The sequence below is a fragment of the Acidilutibacter cellobiosedens genome (assembly GCF_004103715.1).
Taxonomy (GTDB): domain Bacteria; phylum Bacillota; class Clostridia; order Tissierellales; family Acidilutibacteraceae; genus Acidilutibacter; species Acidilutibacter cellobiosedens.
This window is the reverse complement of sequence record NZ_CP035282.1, coordinates 913485-936575: the sequence shown is the minus strand read 5'-3', so window position 1 is coordinate 936575 and position 23091 is coordinate 913485. Positions and strand designations below refer to the sequence as shown.

Here is a 23091-nt window from a genome sequence, read left to right as displayed (position 1 = left end):
TTATACTCTCCCCTCCATCAAATCTTCTATTTCCTGTCTGAGGGATAAATCCATTTCATCAATTTTTTCAATATTATTCTCTGGAATATATTTTGCTCTGGATATTTCATTTCTAATGGGTAAAGAAGCAATTTTATCGAAAGGAACTCCATTTTTGATAGCTTTTTGTCCGAGAGAATAAAAGTCCATTATCAGCTTTAATATTTTATACTGTTTTTTAATAGATGTATAAGTGTCTATATCATCAAAGGCATTTTGATGAAGATAATCTTCTCTCAAAGATCTTGACGATTCTAAAGTATGTTTATCCTCTTGTGACAGTGAATCTATTCCGACTAATCTAACAATTTCATTTAGCTCCGATTCCTCATGAAGAACCTTCATTGCATCCCTTGTTAATTTCATCCATCCTTCGGCTCCTGATTTTTCTATGCACTCACCAATTTTATCAAGATAAAGTGAATAGCTTAAAAGCCAATTTATAGCCGGAAAATGTCTTTTATAGGCAAGATTAGAATCAAGTCCCCAAAACACTTTAACTATTTTCAGAGTTGCTTGAACTACCGGTTCAGACAAATCTCCTCCAGGAGGAGACACTGCTCCCACAACAGTCAATGCTCCCTTTCTGTCATCATCTCCAAGACATATAACCTTACCTGCTCTTTCATAAAACTCGGCAAGTCTCGACGACAAATAAGCAGGATAACCTTCTTCACCTGGCATCTCTTCAAGACGCCCCGACATCTCACGAAGGGCCTCAGCCCATCTTGATGTAGAATCTGCCATAAGAGCAACAGAATACCCCATATCTCTAAAATATTCAGCTATAGTAATAGCCGTATATATTGAAGCTTCACGGGCAGCAACAGGCATATTGGAAGTATTGGCAATAAGTACCGTCCTTTTCATCAATGCTTCTCCGGATTTAGGATCTTTAAGCTGCGGAAATTCCATCAGAACATCCGTCATCTCGTTGCCCCTCTCACCGCAGCCTACATAAACAACTATTTCCGCATCTGCCCATTTCGCCAGCTGATGCTGAACAACGGTTTTTCCGCTTCCGAAAGGTCCCGGAACGCAGGCAGTTCCTCCCTTTGCTACAGGAAAAAATGTATCTATTATTCTCTGTCCCGTAATCATAGGCTCCTCAGGTGCAAGTTTGCTTTTATATGGTCTTCCCTTCCTTACAGGCCATTTCTGCAGCATTATAACATCCTTTATTTCTCCGCTTTTAACTCTGATCTTACCGACAGGCTCTATAATTGTATAATCTCCTTCGTTTATCTCAACTAACTCTCCTTCTATCCCATAGGGAATCATTATCTTATGCTCCACTATTGAAGTTTCCTGTACCGTTCCTATAACATCTCCCGGCACCACATGGTCTCCCGGCTTTTTTACAGGATGAAAATGCCATTTTTTATTTCTGTCAAGGGATACTACATCTATTCCCCTTGAAATAAAACTCCCTGCTATCTCAGCTATATCTCTAAGAGGTCTTTGTATCCCGTCAAATATTCCTTCAATAAGGCCGGGCCCTAATTCTGCACTAAGGGGATAACCGGAGGATACAACGTCTTCTCCCGGTTTTAAACCGGAAGTTTCCTCATATACTTGTATGGATGCTTTATCTCCCCTCATCTCTATTATCTCACCAATTAATTTTGCCTTCCCTACTCTGACAACATCGAACATCTTCGATCCATCCATTCCCTCTGCTATAACCAGAGGCCCTGAAATTTTAACAACCCTTCCATTACTCAAATCATCAACCTTCTTTCTTTGTTAAAATATCAACTCCTACTGCTTTTTCTACATTGTCTTTTATTGCCTCAAGACCTATTCCAAGGCTTCCTTGAACTCCTGGTATAAGAATAATTCCAGGGAGCATCTCGCTTTTATACCTTTCTATAGTTTCTTTCATATTCTGTGCCATAGTTTCAGTTACAAATATCAGTCCGTATCCATCTTTCGCCATATTATTCACAGCTTTTACCGCTTCCCCGGAATTTTCCACAGGCTTTATCGTAATCCCAAGAGCAAGAAAAGCCGTTACTATATCCTTTTCGCCTACGACACCTATCTTATACATAATATCTTTCACGCAGCCTTTCTTTTATAATATCCGGGTCTACACCGTTCTTTTTACCTGTTAAAATTATTCTCACAGCCTTAATTTCATTTTCCTTTGCAAATATATATGCAATAATTGGTTCCGGCCCAAAGCTTATCAGCTTTGCTTTCTTTAAATAATTAGTCATGAAGTCATCACTGAACTTATCTATTAATGACAAGTCTTTAGTTTCGATATATTTTTTTATACATCCTTCAGACCATTTTCCATATGGAGTATACATGATCTTATCTGAAAATCTAACTAGCGGCTCATTTATGTAGGATACAAACAGATCTAAATTCAATTTTCCTCCATATATAAAAGCTCTCTTTAAAAATTCCTCTCCTTTCCCTTGGGCCTTTATTCTAATAAACATTCTTATATTAGATAAATCTATCGAACATTTAGTAAAATCAAAAAGATACGGCATCTCACTTTTTTCAGCTATTTGAAACATGTATTTATAAATTTCTTTATCTATTTCCATATCAATATCCTGAGGATTTTTTTTATGATTATAACTGTCAAATATTCTTTCTATCATCAATGAAATTGTTTCCGGTATATCAGCAAAATTTCTCTTTTTTATTCCATTCATTAAAACATCCACAGGAATGCTCCCAGCATCAATAATCATATCCCGAAAATCTTTTTTATAAATTTCTCCCTTTATAATTGCCTTTAGATTGTGATTGTCATATTTTACAGCCATTATATCCACTACTTCTCTTAAAGGAAAAAGCTTATACATATCCTTATAGAAATCTTCAACAGCTAACTTTAACCCTTTCTCATAAGAAATCATATTTACATATTTCCCATAATAAGAATTCTGAAGCATCCTTACACAGTCTGAAAAGTCCTCTGAATCTACTAAGGAATCAAGCTTTGCTTTGCTGAACATCCTTGCTTCCAGAACTCTCATATGGCTGATACTATTAATAAAAATACTATTATCCATTATACAATCCTCCTTAAGAGGTATACTTATTTAAAAAGAATATCCACTAATTCTTCTTCAAGGTTGTCCCTTAATAATCTGAGCTGTGACTTTGGAGAGCAGTTAATTTCTATACCGTCTCTTTGAAGAATAAACCCTGAACTTATACTATCTCTATAACCTTTCAGTATCAATTTTCCTTCTTTTCCCTGAGAAATAAGCTCTTTATTTACCTTATTCAGCAGTTCCGCATCTATTCCTTCTTCATCATTTTTGGACAATATAACCTCTTCTGTTCCTGTCTCCGTATTATGTATAAGAAGTCTTTCCAAAAAATGAGTATAATCTTCCTTATTCATTTCTTTAATTCTCTGTAAAACAAGTTCAAAAATCTTCTCTAAGGCTTCCTGCTTCGCTTCAAGAATCATATTTTTGTAGTCCATGTGTGCTTTTGAAATTATTCTATTTTTTAATGCATCTCCTTCTTTTTCTCCTTTAATTTTTCCGTCATTTAATATAACCTGTATTTTTTCTTCCGATTCTTTCAGCATTTCCCGAACTTGAGCTTCTGCTTCCCTTTCCTTAGCCTCAGCCTTATCCTTGCTTTCCTTCAATATTCTATTTTTCAAGCTATCAATTTCAGCCATATTATATATCTCCTTACAGATTTATATTAACTATCATAAGTACAGATACTATAAGTGCAAGCACCGCATAAGTTTCAACCATTACGGTAAATATTACGGCATCAAAAAACCTTTCCGGCTGTTTCGCCAATATTTCCACCCCTGATGCTGCCGTATTAGCTTGGTAGATTGCCGACTTATATTCAACAAATATTACTGGAAGTGCTGCCAAAAGAAATGAAAAACCCTGTCCAATAGTTAATGTTTGTACTTCTCCCGAAAGAAAACCTATTCTGGAAACAATAATTAACGCTGTAATAAAACCATAAAATCCTTGAGTACCCGGTAAAACTTGAAGTATAAGAGCTTTAGAAAATTTCTCCGGCTCCTCTGCAATCAATCCTGCGGATGCCTGCCCTACGATGCCAACTCCTCGAGCCGAACCTATTCCCGATGTTAAAGCAGCTAAAACTGCCGCCAACAAAGCCAATAATACCCCTCCGAATTCCTGAAAAAAATTTACTAATGTGCTCATTATAGTTCCTCCTTATTTATTATTCTGTTTTAATTTTTACATATTTTGTATTGAATTTTAAAGGTGAAAAAGCTTTGCCTCCGCCTTCATAAAACTTTCCGAAAAATTCAAGATACTGGAGTCTGCATGTATGAACAAAGGTCCCCAGACCTCCTATCAAAATATTGAAAGTATGCCCTATTATAAATATTAATGCCGCAAATATCATGGAAACAAATCCCTTGCCTCCAACCATCCCGACAAGAATATTAAAAGCCCATCCTATAAGACCTGAAGAAAGCCCTAAGGCTAAAAGCCTTGAATAAGAAAGAGTATCTCCCAGATATCCCGTTATACCATAAAGACCATATAGCCCACCAAAGAATTTCCCTGCTATGGACTTATTATTTCTGCCCTGAGTTAACAAAAGAACTAAAGCACTTACTCCCGCCAATATCTTGGGAAATTTTCCTCCTACCTTTAAAAGCATACATATAAGCCCTATTATAAGACCATACCAAGAAAAAACATCATAAAAAGCATCTTTGTATTTTTTATCTTTGATAAGCATATATGCTTTAACTCCCAAACCCGTAAAAATATGAATTATCCCCATAACGAGAGAAGCTATCAGTACCTCTACAGTATTGTCTACCGGACTAACCCATAATGGTTTTAAACTAATTATACCTCCAAAGAAACTTCCATATAAAAAGCCAAACAAGATTGTAGGAAATCCACAATAAAATATTAATTTTACAATCTTTTTCATTCCATCTGCCATATCAATGAATTTTAGCATAAATAATGATGCAGCAATCATAACCAGTCCATATCCTATATCCGCCATCATCATTCCGAAAAATATCATATAAAAGGGTGTAAGAACCGGAGTAGGATCAACCTCGCTAAAATTGGGAAGTCCATAAAGGGATGTGATGGTCTCAAAAGGCTCTACCAAAAAATTATTTTTTAATTTGATAGGCGGATTGTCACTTTCAGATACATCTTTAAGCTCAATATATATATATTCATATTTAGATTTCAAAAATGACTTCATTTTTTCCGAATTATTTTCGGTAATCCATCCTTCAAGGATAAAAGTCTTTTTTGTTTCTATAAGATTTGACAGTACTTTTTGTTTGTCCAATTTGCTGCTGAAATAATCGCACAATTTCTCTATATAGCCGATATCCTCAGCTAATTTTTCAGCCTTAGTTTTCATTTTCTGACATTCGTTCTCAAGGCTGTGTATCTTCTCATTGAATTCATTTATTTTATCTTTTGGCATATCACTTAAATTTAAATTATTATTTGTAAAACCGTATTTCTTCAGCACATCTGAAATATTATGCTCATCATCCTTATATCCTAATAAAAACAAATTTATGCTTTGCCCTTTTTCAGAAATTCTTTCAATGTATATATCATTAAATTCACTTTTCAACTCATCATACATCTGGTTTTCAAACTTTTTTGATATACTTCCCCAAAAATAAGATATTTTCTTTAAACCTTTAAGTTTTTCATCATTTATATCTAAATTTATCCACGGAGTATATTGTTCTATCAGAGAATATAATTTAGAAATTTCATTTTTATTTAATTCCAATTTTTCTTTTATTTCCTTACACTGCAAATATATATCCTTCCATCTTAAAGAACTGCCTAATTGTTTAAATTCTTTCTCCGTTAATGTTTCCTTTTTATCTAAAATTCCATGCTTCTTCTTATTGTACTGCTTAAGGAAATCATATGTAAACTTTATATTATTTAAATCAACTTCTATTTGGCTTACAGTATTACCGCTTTTAGTATAATCTAATTCTTCAATCTCGACACTGCTTTTTAAATCTACAATTTCAATACAATTTTCAGACTGAATTGTACTCAACATACTATCTTTATCACTTTCCGGTGCCGCTATTATTATCTTTTTCATTTTAACTATTGCCATAGCCGTTCACTATCCTCTCAATTACAAGAGATACTGCTTTTTCAATTTTGTCATCTTGTATTTCTTTAATTTTTTTACATTCCTCTTCTGCTGATTTTAGTATGATTTCAGCCTCCCTTCTTCCTTCGTCTTCCTTTCTTTTTATTATATCTTCTTCTATAGTTTTAGCTTTCTTTACTGCATTTTGTATTTCTACATCTGCTTTTTCTTCTGTAGACTTAATCAATTTCTTCGCATTCAACTGAGCATCTGCCTCAATTTTATCAGCAGTATCTTCTGCTCCTTTTATCTCAGTTAAAACATCAAGCAATTTTATCACCACCATTTTAATATATTAAGAAAGCAATATAAAAAACATAACTATTTATTATAACTACCCATTTAAACTAAAAAATCGACATAATCCTTCATTAAATATACAGTAGTCAATACTTTGTCAATTATTCTTAATTTATTAACAAAGACAGTAGAAATACTCTGCTATCTTTATTAATCTTCTATCTCCTTATTAAACTCTCAGCGGATTTCTCCGCATTATATTTTATCTTTTCTACATCCATGGTTTTCATTTCTCTTTTCTCCATTATAACCTTTCCGTTTACTATTACTGTATCCACATCTGATCCCTGTACTGTATAGGCAAGAGAAGATATGATATCATGTATGGGATAAAGATGGGGTTTGTCCATATCTATAAGTATTATATCGGCCTTTTTCCCAGCTTCTATAGTCCCTATTTCATTTTCCCACAATAATGATTTAGCACCATTTACAGTCGCCATTTCAACTGCCTTTATCGCCGGTACTGCCGTAGCAATTCCCGTGATTCCCTTATTTATAATAGCAGCCAAATTAATTTCCTCAAACATATTAAGATTATTGTTACTGGAAGATCCGTCTGTTCCCAAAGCCACATTAACACCGGCCTTAAGCATGTCAACTACCGGAGCAAATCCGCTTGCCAGCTTCAGATTACTTCCGGGATTATTTACTACGTTCACATTCTTTTCTTTAAGGATTTCTATGTCCTCTGGGGAAACATGAACGCAATGGGCAGCTAATATAGGCACATCAAATAAACCTATATCGTATACGTGTTTTATCGGAGATTTTCCATATATTCTTAAACTGTCGTCCACTTCTCTTTTTGTCTCCGAAAGATGAATATGTATTGCCGTATTTAGTTCTTTTGCCAAATTCAAGGCTTTCTCCAAAAATCCTATACCGCAGGTATAAGGTGCATGAGGTGCCACAAATACTTTTATCCTTCCGTCGGCTTTACCGTTCCAATTATTATAAAGATTTCTTGTATCCTTTATCTTTTCCTCGTTTTTTTCTTCATCGTCTTCTTCCGTAATCCCTCTTGAAATCATCCCTCTTATTCCGCTTTCCTCTATTGCCCTTCCCACTTCGTCCATAAAGAAATACATATCTGCAAAACAAGTAGTCCCTGATTGAATCATTTCCACAATACTTAACATTGCACCCCAATATACATCCTCTGCTGTAAGATGAGACTCTACAGGCCATATTTTCTGAGTCAGCCATTCTTGAAGGGGTAAATCATCTGCAAAATTTCTCATAAGAGACATGGATATATGAGTATGTGCATTTATAAGGCCGGGCATAGCTAATTTATCTTTCCCATCTATTATTCTGTCAGGATTCATTTCCCTTTTTAGGTCTCCGATATGAACAATTTTGTCATCCTGAATATAAATATTCGTATCATTAATAATTTCTTTGGAACTTCCCATAGAAAGCAACTTAATACCTTCTATCAATGTCAACATTTTACATACCTCCCAATTCAATTCTTAGCAAAATTATATCACAAAAATAACCCCAAACTGTAGAACTGTTTGAGGTTATTTCATTATTTATTTATAATTAAATTCATATTATAAATATCTTTTGTCTTATATATTATAAAACTTAATAAAAATCTAAAGAACATATCCACACCTATAATAATCCAAATAACAGAAATACTTGTTTTAAAATAATAAGCCGCCAACAGACTTGAAGGTACTCTAATAAGCCACAATCCGACTCCTGCTACAATCATGGGTACTCTTGTAAAACCTGCCCCTCTCAAAGCACCGTTTAATACTCCTGCTATGTTTTGAGGAATTTGGACAACTCCCATAGCTACCAAATATCCGATTCCAATACTGATAAGCTCTTTATTATTTGTAAGAAGTCTCATTATCAGCTGAGGGAAAAACGTTAAAGTACCTCCCGTAAATATAGTGATAATTGATGTTCCTATTACCAACTGTTTTAAATATTTTCTTCCCAAATCTTTTTCCCCCGAGCCCAAGGTCTGACCTATAAAAGTAGTAGCCGCTACGGAAAATCCTGCTGCAGGCATATAGGAAATCGATTCTGCCTGAAGACCTAATTGATAAGCTGCTAAAGCCGATTCCCCATAAGTAAGTATAGCCTTTGTAATTATAATGGCAGCTATCTGCCAAAATATCGACTCAAAAGAAGTAGGTAATCCTACTTTGTATATCGAAATGATTTCCTCTTTATCTAATTTAAAAGACTTTTTATTAAAATGATTAGATAAAATTCCATCTTTCCCAAACAATACCCAAATTCCTAAAAAAGCAGCAATAATTTGAGCTAACACAATAGAAATGGCCGCTCCCTTCAATTTAAGAGGACTAATTCCAAATTTCCCAAATATCAAAATATAACTGAAAAATATATTCATTATATTCATGATAAGAACTATTTGCATGGGAGTTTTAGTATTTCCTACGCCATGAAGAATTCCCGCTACAATCAATACTATTGTAATAAAGGGAAGACCCCAAGATGAAATTTTTAAATACATCGTTCCATTTTGGAGAAGAACGTCGTTGGGATCAAAAATTTTTAAAATATTTGAAGCATTCCAAAATATAATCTGTTGAAGTATCACCACTAAAATTACAGATGCCATCAGCGATTGTATTGCAACTTTTTTTATCTTCTCCCTATTATTGGAACCATAAGCCTGAGCAACAAACACGGTTACCCCTGTAGCTATTCCATTAAACAGCGCCCATATTATTTGAGTGATTCTATTGCTTATTCCCAAAGCCCCTACTGCTATAGCATCTATTCTTCCTATCATTGCCATGGAAACAAAACCAGTCATCATCTGGAGAATATTTTCAATAGTGATAGGGATGATCATAGCAAGTATTCTGTTTCGTATCCTTTTGTTTTCTTCCCTTTCAATTTCCGCAGCCATAATAATCTCCTTTGCCATTTAAATATGTACGTATTATATTGTACAATATTTAGACAGTCTAAACAAGTACTAAAGTATAAACATTGCAGCTCTCATAATTTCAAAATAATCCTCAGTTTCAAATACTACCTTTTTAGGTGAAACAAGTCTTGCTCCCGGATAAAAACTTGATTTATAAGCTTTCCCGTGAGTAGTATAGTCTACCTCTAATTTAAATTTATCGGGAAGCTGAATAATATTCTTACTCAAATCCTTTTTAAGGGACTTGCTTACTCCTTTCTTTATCAATTCAACGGCCATGTCCGGATGAATACTGATGGATGAATTTCCAACTCCTTCATTCACTCCGACAGTTGCTATGTTTTCATTTATTCTGTTAACTTCTCTGCATAATTCCTTATCTCCACTCAAAAATGCCACAGGTACCTTCAAATATGCAGCTCCATAACCGTGGAGCATAAATTCACTGCAATATTCTCCGTTTATTTTAATCATGTTTACGGAAGAGGTGTTCATGGTATGAGCAAGAGGATTGCCGTCCGAACCCCCCCAGGAATGATATCCGGTAAATATTATAGCATCAAACGTTTCATTTAGTTCCTGTATCATAGAAAGAGGATGTCCGGACCAGCCTCTTATGATTTTCAAGTCTGCATTTCTCGGCATCTTATTCGGTTCAATATTTCTTCCCGAATCATGAGCATCCTTTATCCATATCTCATTTGCCCCCGATTCTATAGCTCCTTCACAGGCAGCTCTTACTTCTCTGTTCATCTGTTCCTGAAAATATTGATAATCCTTCTCTGACTTCTCCGTTTCACTCCAATGGGCAATTCCTGTAGTCCCTTCAATATCTGCACTTATAAATATTTTCATCTATTATAAATCCTCCTTATCATATACTTAACTATTATTCTATACTAATATTACATACTTTTTCTATATATAAAGATTAAAAATTTTTAATTTTTATATACAGCGTTAAATCCATTCAATCTATTGTAAAAACATTACTAATATATTATGATGTATATTTAGAAAGCCTAAATTTTCACGAAGAGGTGTATAAATATGGAGAACGGTGAACTTTTAGAGGGAGACTTGAAAAAAAATTTGCTTAAGCTGTCCTTTCCTACAATGATAGGGTATTTCCTACAATATGTTTATGATATCATAGATATGATGTGGGTAGGCAGAATATCCTCTTCTGCAGTAGCGGGAATAACTATATTCTCTACAATTTTCTTACTTGTAACAGTATTGAATGAAATAATTGGGACAAGTTCCATTTCTCTTATTTCTCAAAGCTATGGAATGGGAAACAAAAAAAAGACTCAGAAAATTGTAGAACAAACATTGACCTTTAAAGCATTGGTGGCATTCATAGCAGCAGGTATAATGATAATATCCCTGAAACCTCTACTTTCCTATTTTACCAAAGACGACATAGTTATAAAGGCGGCATTGGACTTTGGATATATAAGAATATTTTTTCTTCCCATAACTTTCTCATCTTATTCTGTAAATACTGCTTTAAGGTGCTTGGGAGATTCTAAAACTCCAATGTATATAATGATTGTCGGAGCAGTTACAAATATAATACTTGATCCTTTTCTCATGTTTAAAACTGTTCCCGGAACTTCAATACCCGGATTAAATATGGGAGTATTTGGAGCAGCCGTTGCTACCGTTATTTCTACTTCGATTGCTTTTCTTTTAGGCTTTTATATTCTTTTGAAGGGTAAAAAAAAGCTTAAAATTTCAGTTAAGGGTTTATTTAAATTGGATTGGAATATCGATAAAAAATTGTTAGCCATAGGAATTCCATCAGGTCTTCAAATTTTCTCACGAAATTTTGCCGGAGTCCTCGCCCTTAAATTTGCATCTTTATATGGAACTGATGCAGTTGCCGCTATGGGAATAGGAGCAAAACTTTTAAATTTTTGTTTCATGCCTGTCTCAGGGATAGCTATAAGTTCAAGTACTATTATAGGTCAATGTCTCGGCGGGGAATGTGTGGAAAAAGCTGAAGAAACCGTAAAATTTTCTGTTAAATTTAATTTAATAATGATGATTTTAGTATCTGTAGTTGCCATAATATTTCCGGAAAACATTATGAAACTGTTTATATCGGATAAAAATGTAATAGAAATAGGGATATTGATGATAAGAATAATTATACCTTCTTTAATATTCGGCGGAATATCTATGGGGATAAGTTCGGCCTTTTCCGGTTCAGGCTATAATATCCCTTATCTTATTTCAAGCTTTATATCCAGATGGCTGGTTCAGGTTCCCATGCTTTTTATAGTTACAAATTTGCTTCAACTTCCTATAATTTTTTTATGGATAAGTTTTATGGTAACGGATATATCGGAAATGCTCATAATCATATTATTATACAAAAACGGGAAATGGAAAACAAAAAGAGTTTGACTTAACGATAATGTGTTATAATAAGTTGTATAATTCATTACCTTTTAATTTTAAGGGAGGTAAAATATTTATGGAAAGAATTAAAGTAGCTCATCTAGTGAAATCTGAGGATTTAAACCATCACGGTACTCTGTTTGCCGGAAGAATGGCAGAATGGTTCGTTGAAGCATGCTTTATATGTGCCGCGAAAAAAACAGAAAAACCTGAAAGCATATTATGTGTAAACATTCACGGGCTTACCTTTTCCCATCCCGCGGATCTGGGAAATGTAATCAATATGGAAGTTTACATAGCCAGAGCCAAACGGACAAGTTTCACAGTCTATTGTAAAATAACCAGAAATAATTCTTCCGATATTCTTTCAGACGGATTTATAACATTTGTTTTTGTAGGAGAAAATAGGCGGCCTACCCCTCACCATATAGTGTTGGATGAACCTGCCGATGAAGAAGAAAGGAACACTCGATTAAGAGCAGAGAAACTTTAAATATTTAAATAGAGGTGAATTAAAATGGAAAATACAGTAAAAGCTTTTATTGAAATCCCGAGAGGGAGCAGTAACAAATATGAATATGACAAGGAGAAAGGAGAATTTTTCTTAGACAGAACATTATACTCTCCGATGTTTTATCCGACAGAATACGGATTTATTCCTGAAACTCTCGGAGATGACGGAGATCCTCTTGATATAATGGTTCTTACGGCTTATCCCACATTCCCGGGGTGTACCATTGAAAGCAGAGTTATCGGAATGCTTCTCATGATAGATCAAGGGGAAGGAGACGAAAAAATAATTGCCGTACCTGTAGGGGACCCAAGATATGAAAATGTTCAAACTATAGACGACGTAAATGGCCACCTGAAAAAAGAAATCGAACACTTTTTCTCTCATTATAAGGACTTAGAAAAAAAGGAAGTTCAAATAAACGGATGGGCAGGGAAAAAAGAAGCTTTTTCAATGATAGAAAAGGCTAAGGAAAACTATAAAAAATCTCACAAATAAAAAGCTCCTATTGAAACATAAATAAGTTAAGGAAAATATGATTTTCTTATGGGTTATAGATATAAAAGGTTGATAGTTTTATAATTTTCTATCAACCTTTTTCTTTTATTCTAAATTAATAAATTGTCTTTCAACTAATTTAGTGAGAATTTTAAATAAAAAATAAGATGATAAACAAAATATTAAGCCCATCAAAAGATATATTAAATAAATATTCAAATCTATCTTTAATAATAAATATACTAAAAAACCCACTATTAAAATATATAACGCTCCTATTCCCATGCCTATTAACACATTTAAATTTTCTTTCATGGCCTTCTGGGGATTATCCCAGTCAAGAAGAGGCCTTAATATATCAACAATCATTCCCAAAAGAGTAACCGGAATACTTCCCAGCATCCCTAATGCAATAATCCCTATTATGTTTTCCAAATTAATTTTGATTAAAAACGGCAAAACTACAATTAAACATACAATACCAATTGCCTGTACCATCAAAGAAGATAACAATCTGCCAATTATTTGATCACTGTATTTTGAAGGAGCGGATCTTATTATCCAAAGGTTTTTCCCTTCTCGTGAAAAAGTAGTAGCCCCTACGCTGTTGGCAATCCCCAAAAAAACTATAAGCCCCGTTCCAAACAATGTTATATAATGAGAAAATTTTTGTGCATAGACCGTTAATACCTTTAACGAGTTTCCATTATCCATCGCGGTAGTCATTACAAGAATTATAGGGACTATTATAACTCCGCCGATGGAATTAAAGAGGTATATGGGAGTTCTTACAAGTGTTTTCATTTCTTTTGAAAATACCGCCATATATTGAGGCCTTATCTTTGAAAATCCCTTCTTTATTTCTTCTTCCGTTACATTACTGCCTCTTCCCTTTTCCTCAAAGTTCCCCATTAATCCCTTGAAAAACAATTTTTCACTCAAAGCACTGACCAATAAAAAGCCTCCAACAGATGCTCCTCCGAAAACAATCAAATAAACAAATCCCAAAATTTTATTGCTTTCGGTTAATGCCAATGTTGCCCATGAACTTGGTGGAAAGGACATTCCCAAATTACGTATTAAATCATTTTTTTGATCTATATATTTCATAATAGCATCGGTATTGCCTTGTGCCAACAAATCATTTCCCATATTTTGAAGCTTAAATTGAAAAAACAATATCAACACCATCATCAGGACATACCCTATTATTCTCATAAAGTCCTTTTTACCTTTGATATTGGTCCATCTCATGAAGAACATCACTATCACAGAATCCAATGCTAAAGGAATAAACGGAAGCAGCAATATAAGAAATAAAGCATATATCCAATAAATAAAATTAACTTGGCTTTTAAGCCCATATATTACCATATAAGGAATTATTATTGGGAAGGATACGATATATTCATTAACAACCATGGATAAAAATTTAGCTCCAACTATAGTACCGGCTTTTAAAGGCAAGGGAAGAAGTATATTCAAATCATTGGAAAAATAATATTTGGACATTACAAATATTATTCCAAATAAAAATATCAATATCTGGGTAATTAAAAAACCCGAAAGAATAAAAGCTCTCTCTATTCCGACAATTTTATATCCTTCATATAAGTTAAGTAAAAATTTTATAAAAATACCGTAAGCCGGAACTACGGAAACAATAAAAAGAATTACAAGCCCTATCTTCCATTTATCCTTCCTGTTTTTTAAATCATATTTTAGTGAGGATAATCCAAAGGTAATATTTAAATCCGTTTTTAACAAAGATATCAATTTATCCATCATTCTGTCAGCTCCAAAAATATTTCTTCAAGGGATTCTTCTTTAGCCGAATGGTGCCTCAGTTCTTCCATTGTCCCCAAAGCTATAATATTTCCTTCCTTTATAATTCCGATCCTGTCGCAAATCTTTTCTGCTACTTCCAATATATGAGTTGAAAAAAACACTGTTTTCCCTTTATTACACATATCCCTCATTATCTCTTTAAGATTAAATGCTGACTTGGGATCCAGGCCCACCATAGGCTCATCCAATATAAGTATTTCCGGTTCATGAATCAATGCGGATATCAATGCGAGTTTCTGTTTCATTCCATGAGAATAACTCCCTATCGTATCTTTTATTGCTCCTTTTAACTCAAATATGTCCAAATATTTCTCTATTCTTTCAATTCTTTCCTCTTTGAAAATTTCGTAAATATCTCCTACAAAATTCAAATATTCTATTCCCTTTAGCTTATTATATAGTTCGGGATCATCAGGAACATAACTCATAAGCTTTTTAGCTTCTATAGGATTTTGCCATACATCTATACCATTGACTGTTATTTTCCCATTATCCGGCTTTAAAAGCCCGACTATCATCTTAATAGTTGTAGTTTTTCCTGCTCCATTAGGCCCAAGAAATCCAAATACTTCTCCCCTTTCTATCTCAAGATTAATATTATCTACAGCTTTTATACTGTTCTTGCTATAAGTCTTTGTCACATTTTCCAGTCTTAACAAAAAAACACCTCCTCTTAGCCATATAATATAACAAGATAATATAATGTTCAACAATATTAAAAAATATTATAACACCGTAAAACTTTTATCTAAGGTTATAACTGTAGTATAGTTAGGATGAAGTTTTTGAATTTCAAAATTAATTTTCTCTTTTAATATTTTTTCATCATCCTGTTTAAAATTTCCCTTGCCTTCTATTATCAAATCAAATATAACTATTCTATTTTCCCCTTCTCCCGTAATTCTAAAATCATGCATTGATTTAACTTCCGGAATTTCACTGATAATGTTTTCCACTTCCATTTTTACTGCCTTCGTAAATTTGCAGTCCGTATCTATAGGATCCATATGAATAACCAGGTAAATGTTAAGTTCACTGGAAAGTTCCCGCTCGGCTTTATCTATAACTTCATGAATTGTAACAACCGAAATATCCTGGGGAATCTCCGCATGGATAGATGCCATACATTTTCCCGGACCATAATTATGAATAATCAAATCATGAACACCGCTTATATATTCATATTTTAAAACTCCTTTTTTTATTTTCTCTACAAGTTGAGGATCCGGCGGTTCTCCCAATAGAGGGTTGAGCGTGTCTTTAATAAGAGAAAATCCCGAATATACTATGAACAAAGAAATCAAAATTCCTATATACCCATCAATAGGAAAAGATGTCCATTTAGATAAAATCAATGATATTGCAACACAAAAGGATGTAAAAACATCTCCCCTTGCATCTAATGAACTTGCTACCAACGCATTTGAATTTATTGATTTCCCCAAATATTTATTAAATTGACTGAGCCATATTTTGGCAAATATTGATATTAAAATCAAAATAAATGCAACCATATTAAATATGACAGGTTTAGGGTTAACTATTCTGTTAAAAGACACCTTTATAAATTGGAGTCCTACCAATATCACTATAACGGATACTATAAGAGCAGACAAATATTCCACTCTGCCATGTCCAAAAGGGTGCTCTTCATCTGCAGGCTTACCTGCTAATTTAAATCCTACCATTGTAATAATTGAAGAAATTAAATCGGAAAGGTTATTAAATCCGTCTGCAATTATAGATATACTTTTTGTTGTAATACCTGTAAAAAGTTTTATTAAAAACAATAGGGAGTTGATAAGAATTCCAACTATTCCTCCAAGATAACCGTACCTTTCTCTTATTTTCTCATCAGTAGTATTATTATAATCCTTAATAAAATGTGAAACTAAAAATTTAGATACCATAAAAATCCTCCCTATTCCTATATTTTAATCAGATATATTAAAAATATTTTCTATTTTAAATTTATACCCCTTGTTTATCAAAAAAATTTTTTTTTTAAAATTTTTTATCTGATCATTAAATTATATTTATTCCTCTTACTTTACATTTGTTACATAACATTGTACAACAACCCATAAAAAAATCAATATTTTTTCAATAATTAAAGGATTTATTCACTATTTAGAGAATAATATATTTAATAGGTGATGAAAATGAAAAAAGAAAAAAAATCCATAAAATCCAATGAAGAGCTTATTCTTCTATACAAGATGAATAATGATATCAATGCAAGAAATGAACTCATTATAAATAATATAGGTCTTGTATATACTGCTGCCAGGAAAAAAGTAAATCTACATACTTCTTTTACCTTTGAAGATCTGATTCAGGAAGGAATTATAGGAATGATAAAAGGTATAGAAAAGTTTGACATTTCTAAAAATACGAATTTTTCCACTTACGTTTACTATTGGATTTCACAGCAAATAAGCAGAGCCATAATGAATGACGGTTATTTAATAAGACTTCCTGCTCATATATATGAAAAAATGAATCAAGTTAGTAAAGAAGAAAACAGTTACCTTAAATATGACTCCGATATTAGTTCCAAAATATTATGTGAAAAAATAAATATTACAGAAAGAGAATATGAACATATTAACTTTTACAAAACATATTATTATAATCCTGTCTCTTTAAATACAGTTATTCACATAGACAGTGACGATATATTCATTGAACTCCAGGATTTTATTCCTGATAAAAAAATTACTATAGAAGAAATCATTTTAAATAAGCATTTGAAGGAAGACATCTGCGAAATTTTAAACTCCCTTTCTTTAAGAGAAAGAGAGGTATTAAAACTTCGGTTTGGACTGAAAGGTGAAAAACCCATGACTTTAGAAGCAATAGGGAGAAAATTTAACCTTACAAGGGAAAGAATACGGCAAATTGAGGAAAATGCATTAAAAAAAATCAGGAAATCCAGTCAAAATGAAAGACTTAAAGAGTATTTAAACTATATATAAATTACAAAGAATTCCCTATTTTTAAATTAGGGAATTTTTATGGGAGCTTATTCTCAAATTTATAGTTTTCTGCAAATTTAACTCTTTCCTCTAAGGATGGATGACTATAATACCAGATCTTATATATATTGCTTGGTCTCGGTATGGATAAACTTTCTTCATATATTTTTTCAAGAGAAGATACGGTAGCTCCCTTGTTCTTTGTAATATCTAATTCGTATTTATCGGCTTCCCATTCCATCTTTCTTGAATACCAGTTTGAAACAGGAGAAGACAAAAACAAATAGAAATTCAAACAAAGAATCAGCAAAGGAATAGCAGCTACCTCATATAAATTTTTAAATCCAAATATTCCTCTTGAATTTTTTAAAATCCAAAGGGATGTCTTATTCACCAAGAACAATAACAGTATGGTGGATATACCTCCCACTATGGTACTTTTGATTATATGGTTATTTACATAATGACCCATTTCATGAGCAGTAACATTTACTGTTTCTTGCCGAGTAAGCTTATTAATAGTAGTATCCCACAAAACTATTCTCTTGGATTTTAAAATACCTGTCATATAAGCGTTCATGGTATTGGTGTCCTTGCTCTTATCCACCTCATATATTTGAGCATTTTCTATTCCCGCTTTTTCCAGAAGCTTTTTTATATCAGCTTCCAGCTCTTTATCCTTCAATTCAGTATATTTGTTAAATATAGGATCTATGTACATAGGAGATATAATATTGACAAATATAAATATTGGTATTGCAATTATTCCCAAATACAGCCACCATCTTGAAGGACTCATCTTTATTAAATAAAAGGGGAACCATCCTACTATTATAGAAATTATTAAATTCAATCCAAATCCCTTTAATTCCATCTCAAGCCATCTGTATATGCCCTGGGCCGAAAGACCATATCTATGTTGTATAACAAAATTGCCATAATAATTCAACGGAATATCTATAATAAAATCTACTATGGAAAATATCAATATATATATGGCAGCAGTTAAGAACAGCCCTCGTCCGTTACCTTTAGCGTATCTTTGTATATAAGAAGAAAATCCCGTAGTCAAAAATAATATGGGAATAAGAAATTTCAAAAATAAACTCAATCCCCAAATCTTCAAATTAGTATTTCTATAAGAATAGGCCTTTTCTGAAATATCAGGATATTCTGTCCTCAATTCATCCATATTTTTTTTCTCGCTATACAGAATTATGAATATAAAACTAATAAGCAATACAAAAAATATCAGAAAAACAAATTTTAATTTTCTATTCATATAATCCCTTCCTTCATACATTTATACTATCATATTTATGTAATTTTAATACCCTTAGAATAAAAATATTCCCTACTTTTTATTGGTAGGGAATATTTTAAAGATTATTATTAAAATCTTACAGATCTATTTTATTGTCTATTATATATCCTGTAGTCAAAAAAGCACCTACTCCTACAGCAATAGTATATATAAATCCCGCAATATTTAAATTGAATATTGAACCATTCAGCGGAACGACTACTTTAAATGTACTCATATCAATACTGTAAGGTATCCATGAAGTTATCTTTGCTAAAAAATAAAAGAACACAATGCTTAAAACTAAAAATACTACAAACCATATTCCACCTATTTTTTTATTCTTTAATGATACCCTGCTTAAAGCCATAGAAAAATATATTAACAGTAAAGTGATTATCACCCCTATTATCAAAAGCATCATACAATATAAAAACATTTTTATTATATTTATATCCACAGATGAAAAATACTCTAAAATTTCACTTAAGCTTACTCTGCTTATCCAGCTCATCATGAAAAGATTGTGTAAAAATACAATTGTTCCGAGTATAGCAAACCACATCATGGCAACTATCAGTTTACTTCCAAGTATTTCCCTTCCCGTTAAGGGCAAAGTAAAGGTCAAATACCCTCTATCCTCATAAAGTTCATTTTTAAATGAACCCACTATATACAGAAATGCCGCCAAGGATGTTCCGAATAATATCATATAAGCAATAAATCGTATATAATCACTTGAAATTTTAATATAAGAAATCGTATTTAATATTAAAAATATGGCAATAACCCCTAAAATAAATTTATAGCTACCTTTAATTTCATATTTCATATATCTTCCCATAATAATTCCTCCTATTCTTCAAATACCTTTTTATATAATTCATCTATTGAACTTTGATTTTTTTCCCTTAATTCCTCCACATCTCCTGAAAGCTCGATTTTTCCGGATTTTAAAAATATTACCCTGTTAAATATCTTCTCAATATCCCTTACCAGATGGGTTGTTACAATCATTGAACTGTTTTCATCATAGCTGTTAATTATGCTGTCAAGTATTTTATCCCTTGCGACAGGGTCAACTCCCGCTATAGGTTCGTCAAGAACATATAATTTGGCTTTCCTTGACAACACCAAAGTCAAATTCAATTTTTCAACCATTCCTTTTGAAAGAGAAGTCAATTTCATTTCTTTATCAAGTTTCATGAAATCTAACAGCTCATCAGCTCTTTTCTCATCAAAATCCTTATAAAAATCCTTAAAAAATTCTATTGCATCCTTTATTTTCATCCATTTATAAAGATAATTTCTGTCCGGAAGATAAGATACGACGGATTTAGTATAAGGTCCCGGCTTTTGCCCTTCTATAAATATTTCTCCTTTGGATTGTCTCAATATCCCACTGATAATCTTCAATAATGTAGTCTTTCCGCTTCCGTTAGGCCCCAATATACCTATTATTTTCCCCTCTTCTATATCTAAATTTATATTATCCAATGCCTTTTTATTAAAATAGGATTTAGAAAGATCTTTTATTTTTACAATACTTTCCATATTCTACTCCTCCTTCTTTATTTTTATAGTAATTAAATTAATTATTTCATTTGAACTATACCCTAAAAACTTCATATCATTTATAAAACCGTCAACTATTTCGTCTGCCATGTTTTTTTTTAATTTCATAATTATTTCTTCGTCTTTTGAAACAAAAGTTCCCATTCCTCTTTGGGTAAAAACCAAATTTTCTCTTTCCAACTCCTGATACGCTCTTTGTACGGTATTAGGGTTTACTTTCAGTTCAGTTGAAAATTCCCTTACAGATGGCATCTTGTCACCTCCATTTAACTCTCCGGAAATTATTCTTTTCTTAATTAAACTCATTATTTGAACATATATGGGCAAATCATCTTTAAATTCCATTTTTTCACCCCCTGAATAAGGTGTATATTAGTGTACTATTTAAATAGTACACTAATATACACCTTATGTCAACAGTTTTTGTTTCTAATTTTTTTTATCTATACTTGACCTTAAGTATGTCAATGCTTTAATATGGTCCTTTTTTATATATTTCTTATTAATTTAAATTAATTGATTAATAATTTTAATATAAAAATTAAAATTATTAATATTTATATTGACATTTCTAAAATAATATACTATTATCTTAATAACAGCAATAATACATACTCATAATTTTTCTAAGGAGGTGCTTTTATGAGCAGTTATGCTATAGAAGTAATAAATTTAAAAAAGAATTTTGTAGTCAAAAAGAAAAAAGGATTTTTTGCAAAGATAAAAAATAGGGAGAAAAAAATATTCACAGCAGTTGACGGCATAAATTTTAACGTAAATAAAGGTGAAATATTCGGATTCTTAGGCCCTAACGGGGCAGGAAAGACAACTACTATAAAAATGATTTCTACTCTGCTCCGCCCCACTTCCGGAACAGTAATGGTAAATGGAATTGATGCCGTTAAAAATCCTATTGATGTATTGAAAAATTTGGGAACAGTTCTTGCCGGAGAAAGAAGTGTATATTGGAAACTCACAGGCAGAGAAAATCTTCTTTATTTCGCCGCTATGAACGGTATAACAGGGCAAGTAGCCAAAGATAAAACGGACTATCTGCTAAAAAGATTTAGTCTTTATAAAAGAGCTGATGAAACTGTGGAAAAATATTCAACCGGAATGAAACAGAGAATTGCTCTCGCTAAAGCATTGATTTCGGAACCGGAAATAATCATATTGGACGAGCCGACCTCCGGGTTAGACCCTCAATCTGCAAGAAATTTAAGAGAAGTCATACTGGAAATAAAAAAAGAAGGAAGAACAATACTCCTCACAACTCATTATATGGAAGAGGCGGACTTACTTAGTGATAGAATTGCAATAATAGATCACGGAAAAATAATTGCTTTGAATACTCCTCAAAATTTAAAAGAAGGTCTAAATAAAACAAATACGGTAACTGTGGAATTAAATAATTGGGATGAAGGAATTGCCCATAAAGTCAAAGAAATTCCTTTTGTTAAAAGTGTAAATTCAAAATTTAATGATAATGCTCGAGAATATGAAGTTAAGATTCATATCACTAACGGTTCAAACACCGTAAGCAATATTATCTCCACCATTACTGCTTCCAATATTAAAATAAGTAATTTCAGATCAGAAGAACCTACATTGGAAGACGTATTTATCAACCTTACAGGAAAATCATTAAGAGAATAGGGGGAATTAAAATGGAAACTGTCAATCTTAAGCCTAAAGTCAATAAGGATTATAAAAAACCTTCAAATATCACTGCCATGTTAGTCATTTTTAAAAGAAGAGTCACCATAATGTTAAGATATCCTTCTTGGTTTATTTCTCTAATTATATGGCCTATAATTTTCCCGTTTATTTATTTGTTCACGGCCAAAGCCCTTGCCGGAACAAATTCAGAATCATTAGCTTCTTTTAAAGCACTGGCAGGAACTAATGATTATGTTACTTATATGTTAATAGGAACAACTATGTGGATGTGGGTGAACTTAATGCTGTGGAGCTTAGGAACAAGTCTAAGATCTGAACAGGTGGAAGGAACATTGGAATCCAATTGGTTATGTCCCATATCCAAAATAAGTTTGCTCTTTGGATATTCCCTTTCTCAGTTACTGATGAATACAGTTTATATAGCAGTATCCTTAATAGAATTTAAAATCATATACGGATTTGAGATAGTCGGGAATCCCTTTTTGGCTTTACTTGTAATGCTGATTTCAATTCCTTCTGTTTACGGACTGGGATTCATATTTGCAAGCCTGGTGATGTGGGCAAAAGAAACAAATTCCATGGTGTTCCTTGTAAGAGGCATAATAATGGTTTTCTGCGGCATCAGTTATCCTTTAGCCGTTCTTCCCGGCTGGATGAAAAATATCTCAAATGTCATCCCGGTTACTTATAGTATCAATGCCTTAAGAAAGGTAATTGCGGAAGGGAAAAATTTGTCCTATATAAAAAATGATTTGATATTTCTGATAATCTCCGGAATAATACTGATGTTTGCAGGTATTTTAGCATTTAACTATACGCAGAAAAAAGTAAAGGAATTAGGTTCCTTAGGTCAATATTAAACAGATAA

Annotated in this window: 23 protein-coding genes; 6 read left to right on the top strand and 17 right to left on the bottom strand. The window is 32.6% G+C overall.

From position 1 onward, the window contains the following. The 10 genes from EQM13_RS04465 to EQM13_RS04420 all read right to left on the bottom strand — a co-directional run bounded on the left by EQM13_RS04465 (position 1) and on the right by EQM13_RS04420 (position 10276). Positions 1-1764 (bottom strand): V-type ATP synthase subunit A, encoded by a 1764-nt coding sequence (locus EQM13_RS04465; RefSeq protein ID WP_071140303.1) that lies wholly within the window; start codon positions 1762-1764, stop codon positions 1-3. A gap of 4 nt (positions 1765-1768) precedes the next feature. Beyond that, positions 1769-2092, bottom strand: coding sequence for a V-type ATP synthase subunit F (locus EQM13_RS04460; protein WP_071140358.1), 324 nt, complete (start codon positions 2090-2092; stop codon positions 1769-1771). Continuing rightward, a complete protein-coding gene (locus EQM13_RS04455; protein ID WP_071140302.1) occupies positions 2085-3077 on the bottom strand; it encodes a V-type ATP synthase subunit C in 993 nt (330 codons plus the stop codon). The genes EQM13_RS04460 and EQM13_RS04455 overlap by 8 nt, the downstream gene beginning before the upstream one ends. 26 nt (positions 3078-3103) lie before the next feature. Further along, positions 3104-3703, bottom strand: coding sequence for a V-type ATP synthase subunit E (locus EQM13_RS04450; protein ID WP_071140301.1), 600 nt, complete (start codon positions 3701-3703; stop codon positions 3104-3106). A 13-nt stretch (positions 3704-3716) separates the two neighbouring features. Next, the gene (locus EQM13_RS04445) at positions 3717-4217 is read right to left on the bottom strand and encodes a V-type ATP synthase subunit K (RefSeq protein WP_114217943.1); all 501 of its coding nucleotides are present in this window, start codon (positions 4215-4217) and stop codon (positions 3717-3719) included. A 19-nt stretch (positions 4218-4236) separates the two neighbouring features. Beyond that, positions 4237-6153 (bottom strand): V-type ATP synthase subunit I, encoded by a 1917-nt coding sequence (locus EQM13_RS04440; protein ID WP_128752045.1) that lies wholly within the window; start codon positions 6151-6153, stop codon positions 4237-4239. Continuing rightward, complete coding sequence (locus tag EQM13_RS04435) at positions 6140-6463, bottom strand: ATPase (protein WP_128752044.1); 324 nt, start codon at positions 6461-6463, stop codon at positions 6140-6142. Before EQM13_RS04435 ends, EQM13_RS04440 begins: the two co-directional genes overlap by 14 nt. A 187-nt stretch (positions 6464-6650) precedes the next feature. After that, on the bottom strand, positions 6651-7946 hold the full coding sequence (locus EQM13_RS04430) for an amidohydrolase (protein WP_128752043.1): 1296 nt from the start codon (positions 7944-7946) through the stop codon (positions 6651-6653). Positions 7947-8029: 83 nt separating this feature from the next. Continuing rightward, positions 8030-9400, bottom strand: coding sequence for an MATE family efflux transporter (locus EQM13_RS04425; protein WP_128752042.1), 1371 nt, complete (start codon positions 9398-9400; stop codon positions 8030-8032). Positions 9401-9469: 69 nt separating this feature from the next. Continuing rightward, entirely contained in the window at positions 9470-10276 is an 807-nt protein-coding gene (locus EQM13_RS04420) for a M55 family metallopeptidase (RefSeq protein WP_071140295.1), read from the bottom strand. Between the two features lie 195 nt (positions 10277-10471). Between EQM13_RS04420 and EQM13_RS04415 the strand changes: the two genes are divergently transcribed. The 3 genes from EQM13_RS04415 (at position 10472) to EQM13_RS04405 (ending at position 12839) form a co-directional block, all read left to right on the top strand. Continuing rightward, a complete protein-coding gene (locus EQM13_RS04415) occupies positions 10472-11836 on the top strand; it encodes an MATE family efflux transporter (protein ID WP_071140294.1) in 1365 nt (454 codons plus the stop codon). Positions 11837-11906: 70 nt separating this feature from the next. Then, positions 11907-12323, top strand: coding sequence for an acyl-CoA thioesterase (locus EQM13_RS04410; RefSeq protein WP_071140293.1), 417 nt, complete (start codon positions 11907-11909; stop codon positions 12321-12323). A 24-nt stretch (positions 12324-12347) separates the two neighbouring features. Next, complete coding sequence (locus EQM13_RS04405; RefSeq protein ID WP_071140292.1) at positions 12348-12839, top strand: inorganic diphosphatase; 492 nt, start codon at positions 12348-12350, stop codon at positions 12837-12839. Positions 12840-12944: 105 nt separating this feature from the next. Here EQM13_RS04405 and EQM13_RS04400 read toward each other — a convergent pair whose 3' ends face one another. The 3 genes from EQM13_RS04400 to EQM13_RS04390 all read right to left on the bottom strand — a co-directional run bounded on the left by EQM13_RS04400 (position 12945) and on the right by EQM13_RS04390 (position 16597). Beyond that, positions 12945-14627 (bottom strand): putative ABC transporter permease subunit, encoded by a 1683-nt coding sequence (locus EQM13_RS04400; protein ID WP_128752040.1) that lies wholly within the window; start codon positions 14625-14627, stop codon positions 12945-12947. Further along, a complete protein-coding gene (locus tag EQM13_RS04395; protein ID WP_114217949.1) occupies positions 14624-15346 on the bottom strand; it encodes an ABC transporter ATP-binding protein in 723 nt (240 codons plus the stop codon). Before EQM13_RS04395 ends, EQM13_RS04400 begins: the two co-directional genes overlap by 4 nt. A 66-nt stretch (positions 15347-15412) precedes the next feature. Next, positions 15413-16597, bottom strand: a complete 1185-nt coding sequence (locus tag EQM13_RS04390; RefSeq protein ID WP_114217950.1) for a cation diffusion facilitator family transporter — start codon at positions 16595-16597, stop codon at positions 15413-15415. Between the two features lie 252 nt (positions 16598-16849). On the opposite strand from EQM13_RS04390, the gene EQM13_RS04385 reads away from it, so the two are divergent. Further along, the gene (locus EQM13_RS04385) at positions 16850-17665 is read left to right on the top strand and encodes a sigma-70 family RNA polymerase sigma factor (protein WP_161567169.1); all 816 of its coding nucleotides are present in this window, start codon (positions 16850-16852) and stop codon (positions 17663-17665) included. A gap of 37 nt (positions 17666-17702) precedes the next feature. On the opposite strand, the gene EQM13_RS04380 is transcribed toward EQM13_RS04385, so the two are convergent. The 4 genes from EQM13_RS04380 to EQM13_RS04365 form a co-directional block, all read right to left on the bottom strand. Beyond that, entirely contained in the window at positions 17703-18947 is a 1245-nt protein-coding gene (locus tag EQM13_RS04380; RefSeq protein WP_161567168.1) for a M48 family metallopeptidase, read from the bottom strand. 118 nt (positions 18948-19065) lie between these two features. Further along, positions 19066-19812, bottom strand: coding sequence for a hypothetical protein (locus EQM13_RS04375; protein WP_114217953.1), 747 nt, complete (start codon positions 19810-19812; stop codon positions 19066-19068). An 11-nt stretch (positions 19813-19823) separates the two neighbouring features. Continuing rightward, complete coding sequence (locus EQM13_RS04370; RefSeq protein WP_114217954.1) at positions 19824-20522, bottom strand: ABC transporter ATP-binding protein; 699 nt, start codon at positions 20520-20522, stop codon at positions 19824-19826. A 3-nt stretch (positions 20523-20525) separates the two neighbouring features. Next, positions 20526-20888 carry a GntR family transcriptional regulator gene (locus tag EQM13_RS04365; protein WP_071140284.1) on the bottom strand — a complete coding sequence of 121 codons (363 nt, stop codon included), beginning with the start codon at positions 20886-20888 and terminating at the stop codon, positions 20526-20528. Between the two features lie 297 nt (positions 20889-21185). Here EQM13_RS04365 and EQM13_RS04360 point away from each other — a divergent pair, with 297 nt between their 5' ends. Continuing rightward, positions 21186-22199, top strand: a complete 1014-nt coding sequence (locus EQM13_RS04360; RefSeq protein ID WP_114217955.1) for an ABC transporter ATP-binding protein — start codon at positions 21186-21188, stop codon at positions 22197-22199. A gap of 11 nt (positions 22200-22210) precedes the next feature. Further along, complete coding sequence (locus EQM13_RS04355; protein ID WP_114217956.1) at positions 22211-23083, top strand: ABC transporter permease; 873 nt, start codon at positions 22211-22213, stop codon at positions 23081-23083. The last annotated feature ends 8 nt before the right edge of the window (positions 23084-23091 follow it).

Coding starts and splice junctions, on each gene's coding strand:
- EQM13_RS04460 (WP_071140358.1), bottom strand. CDS start 2,092: ATGTATAAGATAGGTGTCGTAGGCGAAAAGGATATAGTAACGGCTTTT.
- EQM13_RS04455 (WP_071140302.1), bottom strand. CDS start 3,077: ATGGATAATAGTATTTTTATTAATAGTATCAGCCATATGAGAGTTCTG.
- EQM13_RS04450 (WP_071140301.1), bottom strand. CDS start 3,703: ATGGCTGAAATTGATAGCTTGAAAAATAGAATATTGAAGGAAAGCAAG.
- EQM13_RS04445 (WP_114217943.1), bottom strand. CDS start 4,217: ATGAGCACATTAGTAAATTTTTTTCAGGAATTCGGAGGGGTATTATTG.
- EQM13_RS04440 (WP_128752045.1), bottom strand. CDS start 6,153: ATGGCAATAGTTAAAATGAAAAAGATAATAATAGCGGCACCGGAAAGT.
- EQM13_RS04430 (WP_128752043.1), bottom strand. CDS start 7,946: ATGTTGACATTGATAGAAGGTATTAAGTTGCTTTCTATGGGAAGTTCC.
- EQM13_RS04425 (WP_128752042.1), bottom strand. CDS start 9,400: ATGGCTGCGGAAATTGAAAGGGAAGAAAACAAAAGGATACGAAACAGA.
- EQM13_RS04420 (WP_071140295.1), bottom strand. CDS start 10,276: ATGAAAATATTTATAAGTGCAGATATTGAAGGGACTACAGGAATTGCC.
- EQM13_RS04415 (WP_071140294.1), top strand. CDS start 10,472: ATGGAGAACGGTGAACTTTTAGAGGGAGACTTGAAAAAAAATTTGCTT.
- EQM13_RS04410 (WP_071140293.1), top strand. CDS start 11,907: ATGGAAAGAATTAAAGTAGCTCATCTAGTGAAATCTGAGGATTTAAAC.
- EQM13_RS04405 (WP_071140292.1), top strand. CDS start 12,348: ATGGAAAATACAGTAAAAGCTTTTATTGAAATCCCGAGAGGGAGCAGT.
- EQM13_RS04400 (WP_128752040.1), bottom strand. CDS start 14,627: ATGATGGATAAATTGATATCTTTGTTAAAAACGGATTTAAATATTACC.
- EQM13_RS04390 (WP_114217950.1), bottom strand. CDS start 16,597: ATGGTATCTAAATTTTTAGTTTCACATTTTATTAAGGATTATAATAAT.
- EQM13_RS04385 (WP_161567169.1), top strand. CDS start 16,850: ATGAAAAAAGAAAAAAAATCCATAAAATCCAATGAAGAGCTTATTCTT.
- EQM13_RS04380 (WP_161567168.1), bottom strand. CDS start 18,947: ATGAATAGAAAATTAAAATTTGTTTTTCTGATATTTTTTGTATTGCTT.
- EQM13_RS04375 (WP_114217953.1), bottom strand. CDS start 19,812: ATGGGAAGATATATGAAATATGAAATTAAAGGTAGCTATAAATTTATT.
- EQM13_RS04370 (WP_114217954.1), bottom strand. CDS start 20,522: ATGGAAAGTATTGTAAAAATAAAAGATCTTTCTAAATCCTATTTTAAT.
- EQM13_RS04365 (WP_071140284.1), bottom strand. CDS start 20,888: ATGGAATTTAAAGATGATTTGCCCATATATGTTCAAATAATGAGTTTA.
- EQM13_RS04360 (WP_114217955.1), top strand. CDS start 21,186: ATGAGCAGTTATGCTATAGAAGTAATAAATTTAAAAAAGAATTTTGTA.
- EQM13_RS04355 (WP_114217956.1), top strand. CDS start 22,211: ATGGAAACTGTCAATCTTAAGCCTAAAGTCAATAAGGATTATAAAAAA.